Source organism: Luteipulveratus halotolerans (assembly GCF_001247745.1).
Classification (GTDB): domain Bacteria; phylum Actinomycetota; class Actinomycetes; order Actinomycetales; family Dermatophilaceae; genus Luteipulveratus; species Luteipulveratus halotolerans.
The window spans coordinates 1,784,928-1,798,586 of sequence record NZ_LAIR01000002.1 but is presented as its reverse complement, the minus strand read 5'-3'; the positions used below and the strand labels follow the sequence as shown (position 1 = coordinate 1,798,586).

Below are 13,659 nucleotides of genomic sequence, written 5' to 3'. Positions count from 1 at the left end.
GTGCACACCCTGCTTGCCGCCGCAGCGGCCGACGAGTCGTGGATCACGCTCGACTGGTCGGCTCTGGCCCAGGACTTCTGGCCGTCCACCATCGACGGCCTGACCTTCGGTTCCATCTACGCGTTGGTCGCCCTCGGCTACACCCTCGTCTACGGCGTCCTCAACCTCATGAACTTCGCCCACTCCGAGGTGTTCATCACCGGCGCGTACGCCGTCGTGTTCACCCTGAGCGGGCTCGGCTTCGGCGCCTCTCCGCCCAACCTCAGCTGGGCAGCGATCGCCCTCAACCTGGTCCTCGCCTGTGCGGCGGCGATGGCCGCGGCGGCCGGAGTGGCCTTCCTGCTCGAACGCATCGCCTACCGACCACTACGACGGCGCAACGCTCCGCGCCTGGTCTTCCTGATCACCGCGATCGGTATGTCGTTCGTGATCCAGAACATCTTCTTCGCCTGGCGCGGTGCCACCGCTGAGCCGGCCGTGATCATGATGCCGACCAAGCCGGTCTTCGACATCGGCGGCACGATCATCTACCTCGACACCCTGATCATCGTGATCGCCGCCGTGGCGATGATGGTCGGCGTCGACCAGCTGATCCGCCGCACCCGCCTCGGCCGCGGTATCCGCGCGGTGGCCCAGGACCCCGACACCGCCACACTGATGGGCGTCAACAAGGAGCGCATCATCGTCTCCACGTTCGTCATCGGCGGTGTCCTCGCCGGTGCGGCCGCCCTCTTCTACGTGATGAAGGTGCCTTCGGGAGTCGTGTTCAACGGCGGCTTCATCCTGGGTATCAAGGCCTTCACTGCAGCCGTGCTCGGCGGCATCGGCAACGTCCGTGGCGCACTGCTCGGCGGACTCCTGCTCGGCGTCATCGGCAACTACGGCCAGGTGCTGCTCGGCAGCTCGCAGTGGACCGACGTCGTCGCGTTCGTCGTCCTGGTCCTTGTCCTGATGGTCCGGCCCGAGGGCATCCTCGGCAGCAACTTGGCAAAGGTGCGAGCATGACGACCCCCATGGAAGGCGCCGGAGCGGCGCAGGCGCACCTGGACGAGCAGTCCGAGGCCAAGCCGAGCCGGTTCGCCGGGCTCACCCGCTGGTGGGACGGTCTGCACCGCTGGCAGCAGTGGGCGGTGCTGGCCGTCGCGGCGGTCCTGGTCTACCTGCTCCCGGTCCTCAACCCGCCGCTGATCACCAGCGAGCCGAGCAACGACTTCCCGATCACCTGCGTCACCATGGCGATCTACGCGCTGGCCGCCCTCGGCCTCAACGTGGTCGTCGGCCAGGCGGGTCTGCTCGACCTCGGCTACATCGGCTTCTTCGCCGTCGGTGCCTACGTCACCGCGTTGTGGACCAGCCAGGACTCCAGCTTCGTGCACATCCCGTACCTGTGGACGCTGCCGCTCGCGATGATCGTGACGGTGTTCTTCGGCATCATCCTGGGCCTGCCGACGCTGCGGCTGCGCGGCGACTACCTCGCGATCGTCACGCTCGGCTTCGGTGAGATCATCCGCCTGCTGGCCACGATCATCCCGGCCCTGAAGGGGCAGACCGGCTTCCAGAACGTCGGTGCACCTCCCGGCACCGACAGCGACGGCAACCCGATCTTCGCCAACAACAAGGGCGTTCCCTGGTACTGGCTGACGGTCACGATCATCATCATCGTGATGCTGCTGCTCGGAAACCTTGAGCGCTCCCGCGCCGGCCGCGCCTGGGTCGCCACCCGCGAGGACGAGGACGCAGCCGAGATCATGGGCGTGCCGACCTTCAAGTTCAAGCTGTGGGCGTTCGCCATCGGCGCTGCGATCGGCGGTCTGTCGGGTGCGTTGTTCGGCGGCCTCAACGGCTTCGTCAACAACCAGAAGTTCGACGTGCAGACCTCGATGCTGTTCCTCGCAGCGGTCGTCCTCGGCGGTGCCGGCAACAAGTTCGGTGCGGTCATCGGCGGCGCGCTCATCGCGTACATCCCGCTGCGGTTCACCGGAATCGCCGAGTACAAGTACCTCATCTTCGGCGCCATCCTGGTGCTGCTGATGATCTTCCGCTCGCAGGGTCTGCTCGGAGCCCGCAACCACCTGCTGACCTACGCCAGTCGGGCGAGGCGATGGCTGAGCGACCGGCCGGGCAGCACACCCGCTCCCGCGACGAAGGAGTCAGGATCATGAGCACCCCCGCGGGCGAGACGCCCGAGGAGATCACGACCGAGCACCCGGACGCCCCGCCGTCCCTGGACTCCGAGGTCGCCCAGGTGGTGGCGCCCGACCGCGACATCGAGGTGGCGGTCGGCGACAACCTGGTCGAGATCCGCGACCTGACCGTCACCTTCGGCGGTCTGACCGCCCTGGACAACGTCACGTTCGACATCAAGCGCGGCGAGATCCTCGGGCTCATCGGGCCCAACGGTGCCGGCAAGACGACGTGCTTCAACGCGATGACCGGCGTCTACAAGCCCAGTGGTGGCAGCGTCCAGCTGGAGGGTCACACCCTTAACGGCCGCAAGCAGCACGTCATCACGCGACTGGGCCTGGCCCGGACGTTCCAGAACATCCGGCTCTTCGGCCAGATGACCGCCCTCGAGAACGTCGTGGTCGGGCTCGACGCCCGGCACAAGACGAGCGTCCCCGGGGCGATCTTCCGCTCGCCGCGTCATCGCCGCGAGGAGAAGAGCTCGATCGAGCACGGCATGGCCCTGCTGGACTTCGTGGGCATCGCCGACAAGGCGCAGGAGCTGGCCCGCAACCTGCCGTACGGCTACCAGCGTCGGCTGGAGATCGCCCGGGCCCTGGCGACCGAGCCCAAGCTGCTGTGCCTGGACGAGCCGGCGGCCGGGTTCAACCCGGCCGAGAAGGACGAGCTGATGCAGCTCATCCGCACGATCCGCGACGACGGCTACACCGTGCTGCTCATCGAGCACGACATGCGGCTGGTCATGGGTGTGACCGACCGCATCGTGGTGCTGGAGTTCGGCAAGAAGATCGCAGAGGGGACGCCCAGCGAGATCCGTGAGGATCCCAAGGTGATCGCCGCCTACCTCGGAGAGGAGACCGACGACGATGGCGCTGCTTGAGGTCGACAACATCTCGGTCCACTACGGCCGTATCCAGGCCATCCACGACATGTCGCTGACGGTCGAGGAGGGCGAGATCGTCTCGCTGATCGGTGCCAACGGTGCCGGCAAGACCACGACGATGCGCACCCTCGCCGGTCTGCTCAACCTGTCGGGCGGGAGCATCCGCTTCGACGGTGAGGACATCTCCAAGACCAAGGGCCACATCCGGGTCGTCAAGGGCATCTCCCTGACGCCGGAGGGTCGCGGAATCTTCCCGTCGATGACGGTCATGGAGAACCTCGACATGGGTGCCTACGCGCTCAAGGACAAGTCGCAGATGGCGGCCGACTTCGAGCGCGTCTTCGACCTGTTCCCTCGGCTGAAGGAGCGGCAGAAGCAGCTCGGCGGGACGATGTCCGGCGGTGAGCAGCAGATGCTCGCCATCGGGCGTGCGTTGATGGGCCACCCCAAGGTGCTGCTGCTCGACGAGCCGTCGATGGGTCTGGCGCCGCAGTTCATCCGCCAGATCTTCAGCATCATCAAGCAGGTCAACGACCAGGGCACGACAGTCCTGCTGGTCGAGCAGAACGCCAATCAGGCGCTGGCCAAGGCCGACCGGGCCTACGTCCTGGAGACCGGGCGCATCACCCACTCCGGCACCGGCAAGGAGCTGCTCGCCAACCCGGCCATCAAGGAGGCCTACCTCGGCGCGGCCTGACCTCCGCTCCGACCCCAACGGGTGGAGCCGCTCCACGACGAGGGGCTCCACCCGTTCGTCGTACGCGCCCGTCGACAGCCGTCGTGGTTTGCCTCTCACCGGAGGTGGGGGAGGCGTACTGTGACCCCTTGTCGGCCCAGCCCCCAGGGCCGCGTCACCGCCCTTGCCCGGAGGAGCCGTTGTCACGCTCTGCCGTCTCGGTCGCCCGTGTCCGCCCGGCCGACGAGGAGACCTTCGCCCCGTTGTGGGTGTCGTCAAGGGTCGCCGTGGGTCAGACCAGCGAGTGGGCCGACCGCGCTGTTCGTGAGGGCAGGCTGCGAGATGCGTTGCAGCGCAACGACGTTCGCATCTACGCCGCGAGCACCGGCGGCGCGCAGGTCGGGTTCGTCGTCGTCACCCACAGCCCGCTGTCCGGCCTTGCCGAGGACACTGCAGCGTGGATCGACCAGATCTGGGTCGAGCCGGAGCATCGTCGTACGGGCGTCGCGCGCGAGCTGCTGCAGATGGCCGCGCGGTTCGCCGAGCACGTCGGGGCGAGCCAGCTGGTGTCGTGCGTGCCTGCTCAGCAGAAGGACAGCAACCGCTACTTCGCCCGCCTCGGGTTCGCGCCGCTGGTGACCAGCCGCTCGACCACTCCAGGAGCGCTGCGCCGACGTCTCGCGGGAGACGAGACCCTGCCGTCGTCGGACGCCGTCGTACGCCGGCGCCGCTCGCTGCGCGCCCGCGCCGCCCGTGTGAGGCTGGCCCGGGGCACCGGCGGTTGAGGTCAGGTCGCCTGCGGCGGCGCGTCGCGCAGCATGCAGGTGATCCGCGAGGTGTTGACCCGGCGACCCTCGTCATCGACGATCGCGACGTCGTACGTCGCCACCGATCGTCCCTGTGACAGCGGCGTGGTCGTCGCGGTCACGTAGCCCGACCGCACTCCGCGGTGATGGGTCGAGTTGATGTCGAGCCCGACGGCGATGCGGTCGCGGCCGGCATGCAGCGCGGCGGCGACCGATCCGACCGTCTCGGCGAGCACGACACTGGCGCCGCCGTGCAGCAGGCCGTAGGGCTGGGTGTTGCCCTCGACGGGCATGCGCGCCACGACGCGACCGGGGCTCGCCTCGAGGAACTCGATGCCCATCCGCTCGCCCAGGGTGCCGGCGTTCATGCTGGTGAACAGCGCGAGCAGCTCCTCACCGGTCGGCTGGTCGGGGGTGCCGGTCTCGGCGGGTGCCTCGGACATCGGTGAAGGTCCTCTCCTGTGCGTGCGGCGTCGGTGCCAGCACATAGGCTTTCATGCGTGAAGCGGCTCCTCCTCCTCGACGGTCATTCCCTTGCCTACCGCGCGTTCTTCGCGCTCCCGGTCGAGAACTTCTCGACCACCACCGGGCAGTCGACCAATGCGGTCTACGGGTTCACCTCGATGCTCATCAACGTCCTGCGCGACGAGGAGCCCACCCACGTCGGTGTCGCGTTCGACGTCTCCCGCCAGACGTTCCGCTCGGAGGAGTACGCCGAGTACAAGGCGGGACGCGCGACCACGCCGGATGAGTTCAAGGGCCAGGTGTCGCTCGTGCACGAGGTGCTCGACGCGCTGCGCATCCCCTACGTCGAGTCCGCCGGCTACGAGGCCGACGACATCATCGCGACCCTGACCACGCGGGCGGTCGCCGCGGACTTCGACGAGGTGCTCATCTGCTCGGGTGACCGTGACGCGATCCAGCTCGTCAGCGACAAGGTCACGCTGCTCTACCCGCGCAAGGGCGTCTCCGACCTGGCGCGGATGACACCGGACGCCGTCGAGGACAAGTACGGCGTCCGTCCCGAGCGTTACAGCGACCTCGCCGCCATGGTGGGCGAGTCCTCGGACAACCTGCCCGGCGTGCCCGGTGTGGGGCCCAAGACGGCGGCCAAGTGGATCGGTCTGTATGGCGACCTGTCGGGCATCGTCGACCACGTCGGCGAGATCAAGGGCAAGGCCGGGCAGTCGCTGCGTGACCACCTCGACGGGGTCCTGCGCAACCGCCGCCTCAACCAGCTGCTCGTCGACATGCCGCTCGACATCACCGTCGACGACCTCGAGCGGCGCACCTGGGACCGCGACGAGGTCCACACGGTGTTCGACGGCCTGGAGTTCCGGGTTCTGCGCGACCGGTTGTTCCAGACGCTCGAGGCGGTCGACACCGAGGCCGACGAGGCCATCGAGGTCGAGGGGGAGGCACTCGAGGCCGCCGACGTCGCCGCCTGGGTCCAGGAGCATCTGACCTCCGGTGAGCGCGTGGGGGTGCACCTGCTCGGCACCTGGGCGCGCGGCACCGGCGACGCGCACGGGCTGGCCCTCGCCCCGGCGTCGGGCACGGCGGCGTACATCGACCTCACCACGCTGACTCCCGAGGCGCAGAACGCGCTCGGCGACTGGCTCGCCGATGCGGACCACCCCAAGGCGATGTACGACGCGAAGGGGCAGCTGCAGGCGCTGGCCGCGCGCGGGATGCCCGTGCACGGCGTCACCAGCGACACCGCGCTCGCCGCCTATCTCGTGCGCCCCGATCAGCGTTCGTACGACCTGGCCGACCTGGTGCTGCGCTACCTCAAGCGTGAGCTGACCGGACCCGAGCCGGCCGGCGGCCAGGGCGTTCTCGACCTCGGCGACACCGGCACGAGCGAGGAGGCCCTGGGTGCGATGCAGCGCGCTCAGGCCGTGGCCGAGCTCGCGACCGCGCTCGATGAGCAGGTCGCCGCGACCGGTGGCACCCAGCTGCTCGCCGACATCGAGCTGCCGCTGGTCGACGTGCTCGCCGGCATGGAGCAGGTCGGCATCGCCGTCGACACCGAGGCGATGCAGTCGCTCGAGAGCGACTACGCCGACGGCGTGCGCGAGGCCCAGCAGGACGCGTACGACGCGATCGGTGGCGATCAGATCAACCTCGGATCGCCCAAGCAGCTGCAGGTCGTGCTGTTCGAGACGCTCGGCATGCCCAAGACCAAGAAGACCAAGACCGGCTACACCACCGACGCCGATGCCCTGAGCGACCTCTACACCAAGACCGAGCACCCGTTCCTGGAGGCGCTGCTGCGTCACCGCGACTCCTCGCGGCTGCGGGTGACGGTCGAGGGCCTCATCAAGTCGGTGGCCGACGACGGCCGTATCCACACGACGTATCAGCAGACGATCGCCGCCACGGGCCGGCTGTCCTCGACCGAGCCCAACCTGCAGAACATCCCGATCCGCACCGAGTCCGGCCGGCGGATCCGTGAGGTGTTCGTCGTCGGCGACGGCTACGAGTCGTTGATGTCCGCCGACTACAGCCAGATCGAGATGCGCATCATGGCCCACCTGTCGGGAGACGAGGGTCTGATCCAGGCGTTCCGCACCGGCGAGGACCTGCACCGGTTCGTCGGATCGCGGGTGTTCGCCGTCGAGCCGGACGACGTCACCCTCGAGATGCGCGCCAAGGTCAAGGCCATGTCGTACGGCCTCGCCTACGGTCTGTCGGCGTTCGGCCTGTCCAAGCAGCTCACCATCAGCACCGAGGAGGCGAGCGGGCTGATGGACGAGTACTTCGCGCGGTTCGGGGGCGTGCGCGACTACCTGCGCGAGGTCGTCGCCGACGCACGCACGACGGGCTACACCGAGACCATGCTCGGTCGGCGGCGCTACCTGCCCGACCTCAACTCCGACAACCGGCAGCGGCGGCAGATGGCCGAACGGATGGCGCTCAACGCGCCCATCCAGGGCTCGGCCGCCGACATCATCAAGCTGGCGATGCTTCGCGTCGACCGGCGGCTGAAGGAGTCGGGCGCGAAGTCGCGGATGCTGCTGCAGGTGCACGACGAGCTCGTGCTCGAGGTCGCGGCGGGGGAGCGCGACGACCTGGAGGCGCTGGTCCGCACCGAGATGGGTGCCGCCGTCGAGATGGACGTGCCGCTCGACGTCAGCGTGGGCGTCGGCGGGTCCTGGCACGACGCGGCGCACTGACGCTCGCCTGCAGCGAACGACCCGCCACCCCTCGGGGGTGGCGGGTCGTTGCGGTGGGTGGTGGTGCGGCTCAGTCGTCGCTGTGACGCCGTGACCGCAGCTCGTCCGAGCCGAGGCTGTGCCGGCCGGCGCGGGTCTCGGCGTCGTAGCGACGTCCGACCTCGGTCTCGTCCTCGAACCACCCGCGGTCGTCGGCGGGCAGCCGCCGGGCGCCGCGCGTGGCCTCGGTGTCGGCGGCCACGTCGCGCTCGTCGTCGAGGTCGGCGCTGCGGCGGCCACGCCATGACTCGTCGCGGAGTGCGCCGCGGGCCGCGTTGTCGTCCTCGCTCCACCGACGGGCGTCGGCCGCAGGCTCGTCGTGCAGGCGACGCGCACCGTGCGGGGCGTCGGAGGCGTCGCTCGCGCGACGGCTGCCGCGCTCGTCATCGGGGGTGCGGCGCGCGGTGGCGGCCTTGTCGCGGCGGTCGTCGTCCTCGTCGTCGTGGCGGCGCCGGGGACGGACCTCCTCACGGCGTTCGGCGCCGAACATCGCAGCGCCCAGGCCACCGATGAGCAGCGCAGAGGCACCGAGGCCGATCGCCCGGAACTTGTTGATCTTGTTGAGGTCTCCGCAGGTGCCCTTCTGGAACCCACTGCTCGGCGGGCTCGCGGCCGTACCGCAGTTGAAGGTCGACCCGGTCTCGGGGCTCTGCAGGGTGATCGGTACCCAGAAGAAGTAGGCCGCCGCGAGCAGCAGCGGGATCGCCACCAGCAGCGAGACCTTGGTGCCCGTGCGTGGCGAGATCAGCGTCCGGCTGTCGTGGTCGTCAGGCATGCGCTGGATGCTACTAGCAGGTCACTTCTCGTGGTGGCGTGGATCACTCTGCGGTTCGGTGGGTGTCTGCGGCTACCGTGCCTACTCGTGCACACCGGCGGCCGGCCGGGCAGGACCGAACAGGAGCAGGCGATGACGGTGGGCATCGTGCTCGCGGGCGGATACGGCACCCGGATGCGGCCGCTCACCGACCAGGCACCCAAGCACCTGCTGCCGGTCGGCGCCGATCCGTTGATCGTGCACCAGCTGCGCCGACTCGCCGGCGCCGGCGTCACCGATGTCGTCCTCGCGACCGGGTACTGCGCCGAGCAGTTCGAACCCGCGCTCGGTGACGGGTCGCGCTGGGGCGTCCGCCTGTCGTACGCCCCCGAGACCGAGCCGCTCGGAACGGGCGGCGCACTGCGGCATGCCTGGGCGAGCTCGTCCAGAGCCCGGCAGGCCCGGGCGGTCGTCGTCCTCAACGGCGACCTGCTCAGCGGCCACGACCTGCGTGCGCAGATCACCGCGTACGAACGTCGTGCCGAGGAGGGGACAGCGCTCCTGCTTCACGTCAGGTCCGTGCCGGATCCGCGCGCGTACGGCTCGGTCGTGTGCGCCCGCGACGGGCGCGTGGTCGACTTCGTCGAGAAGCCGGAGCACCCGGTCGCGGACCTCATCAACGCCGGCACGTACGTCGTCGCGGGTGCGACCGTCGGCGCCATCGATGCCGACGGTCCGGTGTCGTGGGAGCGCGACGTCGTACCCGGGCTCGTCGGTGACGGTGCGGTGCACGCGTACGCCGAACAGGCGTACTTCCGCGATGTGGGCTCGCCGGCCGCGCTGGTCGCGGCGTCGGCCGACGCCGTCCTCGGCAGGCTGCCCGGCGGTTCCCCCGGTCGACGGGCGTGGGTCGACCCGGCCGCCACCGTCGAGGTGGGAGCGATGCTGACCGACGGTACGACGGTGCACGCGGGTGCGCGGGTCGAGTCCGGCGCGCAGGTGAGCGGCAGCATCGTGATGCGCGGTGCGGTGGTGCAGGCGGGCGCGCGGATGGTCGACGCGGTCGCAGCGCCGGACGCCGTCGTACGGACCGGTGCTGACGTGACCGGCATGGTCGTGGGCGCGGTGTCCGAACCCTGATGTGATCTTCGCTACTCATCGGTAGTCCGTGGCATGCTGTCCGGGTTCCGTTGTCGACCAGCCGTTGGGAATCATGAGCACACGTCCACCCGGGATGGGATATCGACCGGCGCTGGACGGGCTCCGCGCGGTGTCCGTCGTCACGATCATGCTGTTCCACGTGCCCGTCTCATGGGTGCAGGGCGGGTACTGGTCGGTCAACGTCTTCTTCGTCGTCTCCGGCTACCTGATCACCGGGCTCCTGCTGAAGGAGTACGCCAAGTGGGGCAACATCGACCTGGTCGGGTTCTACCTGCGCCGGGCCAGACGCCTCCTGCCGGCCCTGCTCGTGATGCTCGTCGTGGTCGCGCTGGTGACGCCCCGCATCATGGACAACCAGACGCCGGGCACGATCAAGGGCGACGGCATCGCGGCGCTGTTCTACGTCGCCAACTGGCGGATGATCATCACCGGCCAGTCCTACTTCGAGCAGTTCGGCTCGCCCTCGCCGTTCCGGCACACCTGGACGCTGGGGATCGAGGAGCAGTACTACCTGATCTTCCCCTTGCTGCTGATCGTGCTCCTGCACGTGTTCACCCGCCGCCGGTCGTGGGGCCCGACGATCGTCGTCGGCGCGCTGGCTCTGGCGTCGGCGGTCGTGATGGCGATGGTCAACACGCCGGGCGACCCCTCGCGTGTCTACTACGGCACGGACGCCCGGATGCAGGACATCCTCGTCGGTGCCGTGCTCGCCCTTGTCCTGCACCGCATGGGAGCACGCCGGGTCGCTGCTCTGTCGCGTCATCGTCGGCCCCTTGAGCTGATCGGCTGGACGGCGGCGGTGGCGACGATCGTCTGGTTCCTGTGGATCCCCGCGGACGGCTGGGTCTTCAACGGCGGATTCCTGCTGTTCGACGTGATGTTCGTGCTGCTCGTGCTCAGTGTCGAGCTCGCGCCGACCACGTCCATCGCGCGCGTTCTCAGCACTCCCGTGGTGGTCTGGGTCGGCAAGCTCTCCTACGGGCTCTACCTGTGGCACTGGCCGTTGTTCGTGCTGCTCACCCCCGAGCGCACCGGCCTCGACACGGTGCCGCTGACGGTGGTGCGCTTCGCCGCGACCTTCGCCGTCTCGGCCGCGTCGTACTACTGGATCGAGGACCCGATCCGGCGCGGCTCGCTGCGTCGCAGGCTCGGGCCCCGCGTCTCGCCGGCGTTCTCGACCGCCGCCGTGGGCGTGGCGGCCGTGCTCATCGGCGTCTCGGCGACCGGCGTCCAGCTGGCTCCGTCGGCGCGCGCGGGCGAGGCGCAGGCCGCGACGGTCGGCAGCGGCGACTACGGCGTCCTCATCGTCGGCGACTCGGTGGGCTTCAGCCTGGGCTACAACTTCCCCAAGGAGAAGTTCCCCGGAGTCGCGGCCACGGCCAGGGTCAACTTCGGCTGCGGCACTGCTGAGCAGCACCTCGCCTTCAACGGCAAGCCGCAGAAGGGCGAGGACCAGGAGGAGTGCAACACGATCTTCGCCAACTGGCGCGACGGCATGCAGCAGACCAAGCCCAAGGCCATCGTCTGGAGCCTCGGTGGCTGGGAGGTCTTCGACCACGAGGTCGACGGCAAGGTCCTCGAGGTCGGGTCGCCGGCGTACGCCGCGTACCTCACCGCGCGCCTTGAGGAAGGTCTGAAAGCCCTGAGCCCGAGCACGGCTCCGGTGTTCATCACCAACGTCCCGTGCTACCACCAGGAGAAGTTCGTCGTGGCCGGGCAGGACCTCTCATCGGACCGCAATGACCCGCAGCGCGGCAAGGCCGTCAATGCCGTTCTCGACGCGTTTGCCGCCAAGCACCCCGATCGCGTGCACATCGCCGATCTCGACAGCTTCGCGTGCCCCAACGGCAAGTACGAAGAGGTCGTGCGCGGCAAGAAGATCCGCATCGACGGCGTGCACTACTCCGCCGACGGCGCGCGCGGTTTCTGGGAGTGGCTCATGCCTCAGATCAAGAAGGTCACCGGCTGATCGTCCCGGCGTCGCTCGCGGGCTTCTTGCCGCTCGCGATGTCGCGGATCTGCGGAGCCAGCCAGCGCCAGTAGATCGGGCCCGACCTGGGCGTGTAGTGGATGCCGTCCTGGTAGAGGGGCACGCCGTTGACCTCGCCGTGGTAGCCGTCCTTGCACAGCGCCGAGAAGGTGTCGATCACCGGGACGCCGTGGGTGCGCGCCCACGCGGTCGCGACGGCGTTGACGTGCCGGACCCGCTCGTCGTCGTTGATGAGGTCGATCTCCTTGTTGACCCCGAAGTCGGGCATCCGGTGGCACGCCAGGTTGGTGAGCGCGAACCGCTTGGCCCCGTGCGCGAGAGAGGTCGTGCGGACGTGGTCGAGCGAGGAGCGGATGAACGCGTCGTGCCCGGCGGTGCCGAAGCGTTGTACGCCCTCATCGTTCTTGAAGTCGCTGACCAGGGTCTGCGGGACGAAGTAGAGCGCGACGTCAGGAGAGACCAGGCGCATCGCCTTGCCCCACTCCTGCTGCCACTCCACACAGTCCGGGGACACCTTGACGGGATCGCCGTCGATGAGCTTCTCGCCCGGGAAGGGGTCGCAGCCCAGGCTGACGTTGCCCGTGGGGACGACGTCAGGAACCGTGGTGTCGCCACCGTGGTTCTGCGTCAGGCTCGCGGGCACCGAGTTGCCGAGCAGCACCACCGAGCGCTTGACACCGCTGGTCGCCGAGACGCCGGCGGTCGGCTCGAGGTGGCTCGACCCGCCGACGGCGCTCGCCGGCGCTGCGGACGAGCCGCTGGACTGGGTCAGCGCGAGCGCCCCGAGCACGGCGACGGGCATCGCGACCCGGGCGACCGCGACGCTCGGCTGCGGTCGTGCCGGGATCAGGGCGCGGAAGCCCCGCGTGCGGATCGGACGTTCGACGTAGCGATAGGTGATCACGGCCAGGCCGACCGACACCGCGATCTGCACCAGTGACAGCGCAGCACCGTCGATCGGGACCTGTGCGGGGTTGAGGAAGACGATGACGGGCCAGTGCCACAGGTAGAGCGAGTAGCTGATGAGTCCGAGCCGTCGCAGCCACTCCAGTGACAGCACGCTCTGCAACGACCCCGGTGTGCGACCGGCGGCGGCGAGGATCGGCAGCGTCGCGAGCAGCGCGAGCACCAGCAGCCCACCCTGGAACGGCAGGTCGGACTTCTCGGGCAGGACGAAGAACGCGACAGCGAACACCGCCAGCGCCGGCCAGGCGGCCAGCCCGATGACGCGGTCCACCGTCGATCGGCGGCGTCGGGCCGTGGCCGCGCGCCCGGCCATGAGGCTGCCGACCGCTGCGCCGACGAGCAGCTCGAACGCACGTGTGTCGGTGCCGTAGTAGACGCGGCCGGGGTCCTGGCCCGGGACGTAGAGGTGCACCATCCACGCCGCGGACGCGAGTGCGAGCAGCAGCAGCACGGCGGACCGGACGATGCGGTTGCGCGTGATCGCGGACAGGCCGATCAGCAGCAGCGGGAAGAGGAGGTAGTACTGCTCCTCGATCGAGAGCGACCAGGTGTGCCGCACCGGCGAGGGGAGGGCGAGATTGCCGAAGTAGGACTCGTCGCCGAGCAGGAAACGCCAGTTGGCGACGTACAGCAGTGCCGACAGCACGTCCCAGCCCACGGGGGAGCGGCGACCGGGGACGGTCCACAGGCTGGCCGCGACGAGCACCGCCCCGCACACCACCACCAGCGACGGGAGCAGTCGGCGGGCGCGTGAGAGCCAGAAGCCGATGAGGTCGATGCTGCCCCACCGCAGCTGCTCGCTCAGCAGCAACGAGGTGATGAGATAGCCCGAGAGCACGAAGAACAGGTCGACCCCGAGCCAGCCGCCAGGCGCCCAGTCGCCGTTGACGTGGTAGATGAGCACCGCGGCAACTGCGACGCCGCGTAGTCCGTCGAGGGCCGGGCGATAGGGCAGGGAACGGTGCTGGTGGGAGACCACGGACTCTCTCGATCAGGTACAGGCACGGCGACCGCGCTGGTC

Annotated in this window: 11 protein-coding genes; 8 read left to right on the top strand and 3 right to left on the bottom strand. The window is 69.3% G+C overall.

Going from position 1 to position 13,659, the window contains the following annotated elements:
• The 5 genes from VV01_RS09135 (at position 1) to VV01_RS09115 (ending at position 4,528) form a co-directional block, all read left to right on the top strand.
• On the top strand, positions 1 to 1,005 hold the full coding sequence (locus tag VV01_RS09135) for a branched-chain amino acid ABC transporter permease (RefSeq protein ID WP_050669609.1): 1,005 nt from the start codon (positions 1 to 3) through the stop codon (positions 1,003 to 1,005).
• Positions 1,002 to 2,162, top strand: coding sequence for a branched-chain amino acid ABC transporter permease (locus VV01_RS09130; RefSeq protein ID WP_082220907.1), 1,161 nt, complete (start codon positions 1,002 to 1,004; stop codon positions 2,160 to 2,162). Before VV01_RS09135 ends, VV01_RS09130 begins: the two co-directional genes overlap by 4 nt.
• The gene (locus tag VV01_RS09125) at positions 2,159 to 3,064 is read left to right on the top strand and encodes an ABC transporter ATP-binding protein (RefSeq protein WP_050669608.1); all 906 of its coding nucleotides are present in this window, start codon (positions 2,159 to 2,161) and stop codon (positions 3,062 to 3,064) included. Before VV01_RS09130 ends, VV01_RS09125 begins: the two co-directional genes overlap by 4 nt.
• Complete coding sequence (locus tag VV01_RS09120) at positions 3,051 to 3,764, top strand: ABC transporter ATP-binding protein (protein WP_050669607.1); 714 nt, start codon at positions 3,051 to 3,053, stop codon at positions 3,762 to 3,764. The genes VV01_RS09125 and VV01_RS09120 overlap by 14 nt, the downstream gene beginning before the upstream one ends.
• 179 nt (positions 3,765 to 3,943) lie before the next feature.
• Positions 3,944 to 4,528 (top strand): GNAT family N-acetyltransferase, encoded by a 585-nt coding sequence (locus tag VV01_RS09115; protein WP_050669606.1) that lies wholly within the window; start codon positions 3,944 to 3,946, stop codon positions 4,526 to 4,528.
• A gap of 2 nt (positions 4,529 to 4,530) precedes the next feature.
• On the opposite strand, the gene VV01_RS09110 is transcribed toward VV01_RS09115, so the two are convergent.
• On the bottom strand, positions 4,531 to 4,992 hold the full coding sequence (locus tag VV01_RS09110; RefSeq protein ID WP_050669605.1) for a PaaI family thioesterase: 462 nt from the start codon (positions 4,990 to 4,992) through the stop codon (positions 4,531 to 4,533).
• Between the two features lie 57 nt (positions 4,993 to 5,049).
• Between VV01_RS09110 and polA the strand changes: the two genes are divergently transcribed.
• The gene (gene polA, locus VV01_RS09105; protein WP_050669604.1) at positions 5,050 to 7,728 is read left to right on the top strand and encodes a DNA polymerase I; all 2,679 of its coding nucleotides are present in this window, start codon (positions 5,050 to 5,052) and stop codon (positions 7,726 to 7,728) included.
• 70 nt (positions 7,729 to 7,798) lie between these two features.
• Here polA and VV01_RS09100 read toward each other — a convergent pair whose 3' ends face one another.
• Positions 7,799 to 8,542, bottom strand: coding sequence for a hypothetical protein (locus VV01_RS09100; RefSeq protein WP_050669603.1), 744 nt, complete (start codon positions 8,540 to 8,542; stop codon positions 7,799 to 7,801).
• Between the two features lie 132 nt (positions 8,543 to 8,674).
• Between VV01_RS09100 and VV01_RS09095 the strand changes: the two genes are divergently transcribed.
• Together VV01_RS09095 and VV01_RS09090 are read left to right on the top strand one after the other, a co-directional pair.
• On the top strand, positions 8,675 to 9,661 hold the full coding sequence (locus VV01_RS09095; protein ID WP_071606333.1) for a sugar phosphate nucleotidyltransferase: 987 nt from the start codon (positions 8,675 to 8,677) through the stop codon (positions 9,659 to 9,661).
• A 73-nt stretch (positions 9,662 to 9,734) separates the two neighbouring features.
• A complete protein-coding gene (locus tag VV01_RS09090; RefSeq protein ID WP_082220905.1) occupies positions 9,735 to 11,651 on the top strand; it encodes an acyltransferase family protein in 1,917 nt (638 codons plus the stop codon).
• On the opposite strand, the gene VV01_RS09085 is transcribed toward VV01_RS09090, so the two are convergent.
• Positions 11,641 to 13,617, bottom strand: a complete 1,977-nt coding sequence (locus tag VV01_RS09085; protein ID WP_050669601.1) for an acyltransferase family protein — start codon at positions 13,615 to 13,617, stop codon at positions 11,641 to 11,643. The two genes, VV01_RS09090 and VV01_RS09085, sit on opposite strands and share 11 nt — an antisense overlap.
• Between the last annotated feature and the right edge of the window lie 42 nt (positions 13,618 to 13,659).

What these genes read in the sequence shown, in the direction of transcription:
- VV01_RS09130 (WP_082220907.1), top strand. Translation starts at nt 1,002, where the DNA reads ATGACGACCCCCATGGAAGGCGCCGGAGCGGCGCAGGCGCACCTGGAC.
- VV01_RS09110 (WP_050669605.1), bottom strand. Translation starts at nt 4,992, where the DNA reads ATGTCCGAGGCACCCGCCGAGACCGGCACCCCCGACCAGCCGACCGGT.
- VV01_RS09100 (WP_050669603.1), bottom strand. Translation starts at nt 8,542, where the DNA reads ATGCCTGACGACCACGACAGCCGGACGCTGATCTCGCCACGCACGGGC.
- VV01_RS09090 (WP_082220905.1), top strand. Translation starts at nt 9,735, where the DNA reads ATGAGCACACGTCCACCCGGGATGGGATATCGACCGGCGCTGGACGGG.
- VV01_RS09125 (WP_050669608.1), top strand. Translation starts at nt 2,159, where the DNA reads ATGAGCACCCCCGCGGGCGAGACGCCCGAGGAGATCACGACCGAGCAC.
- VV01_RS09120 (WP_050669607.1), top strand. Translation starts at nt 3,051, where the DNA reads ATGGCGCTGCTTGAGGTCGACAACATCTCGGTCCACTACGGCCGTATC.
- VV01_RS09095 (WP_071606333.1), top strand. Translation starts at nt 8,675, where the DNA reads ATGACGGTGGGCATCGTGCTCGCGGGCGGATACGGCACCCGGATGCGG.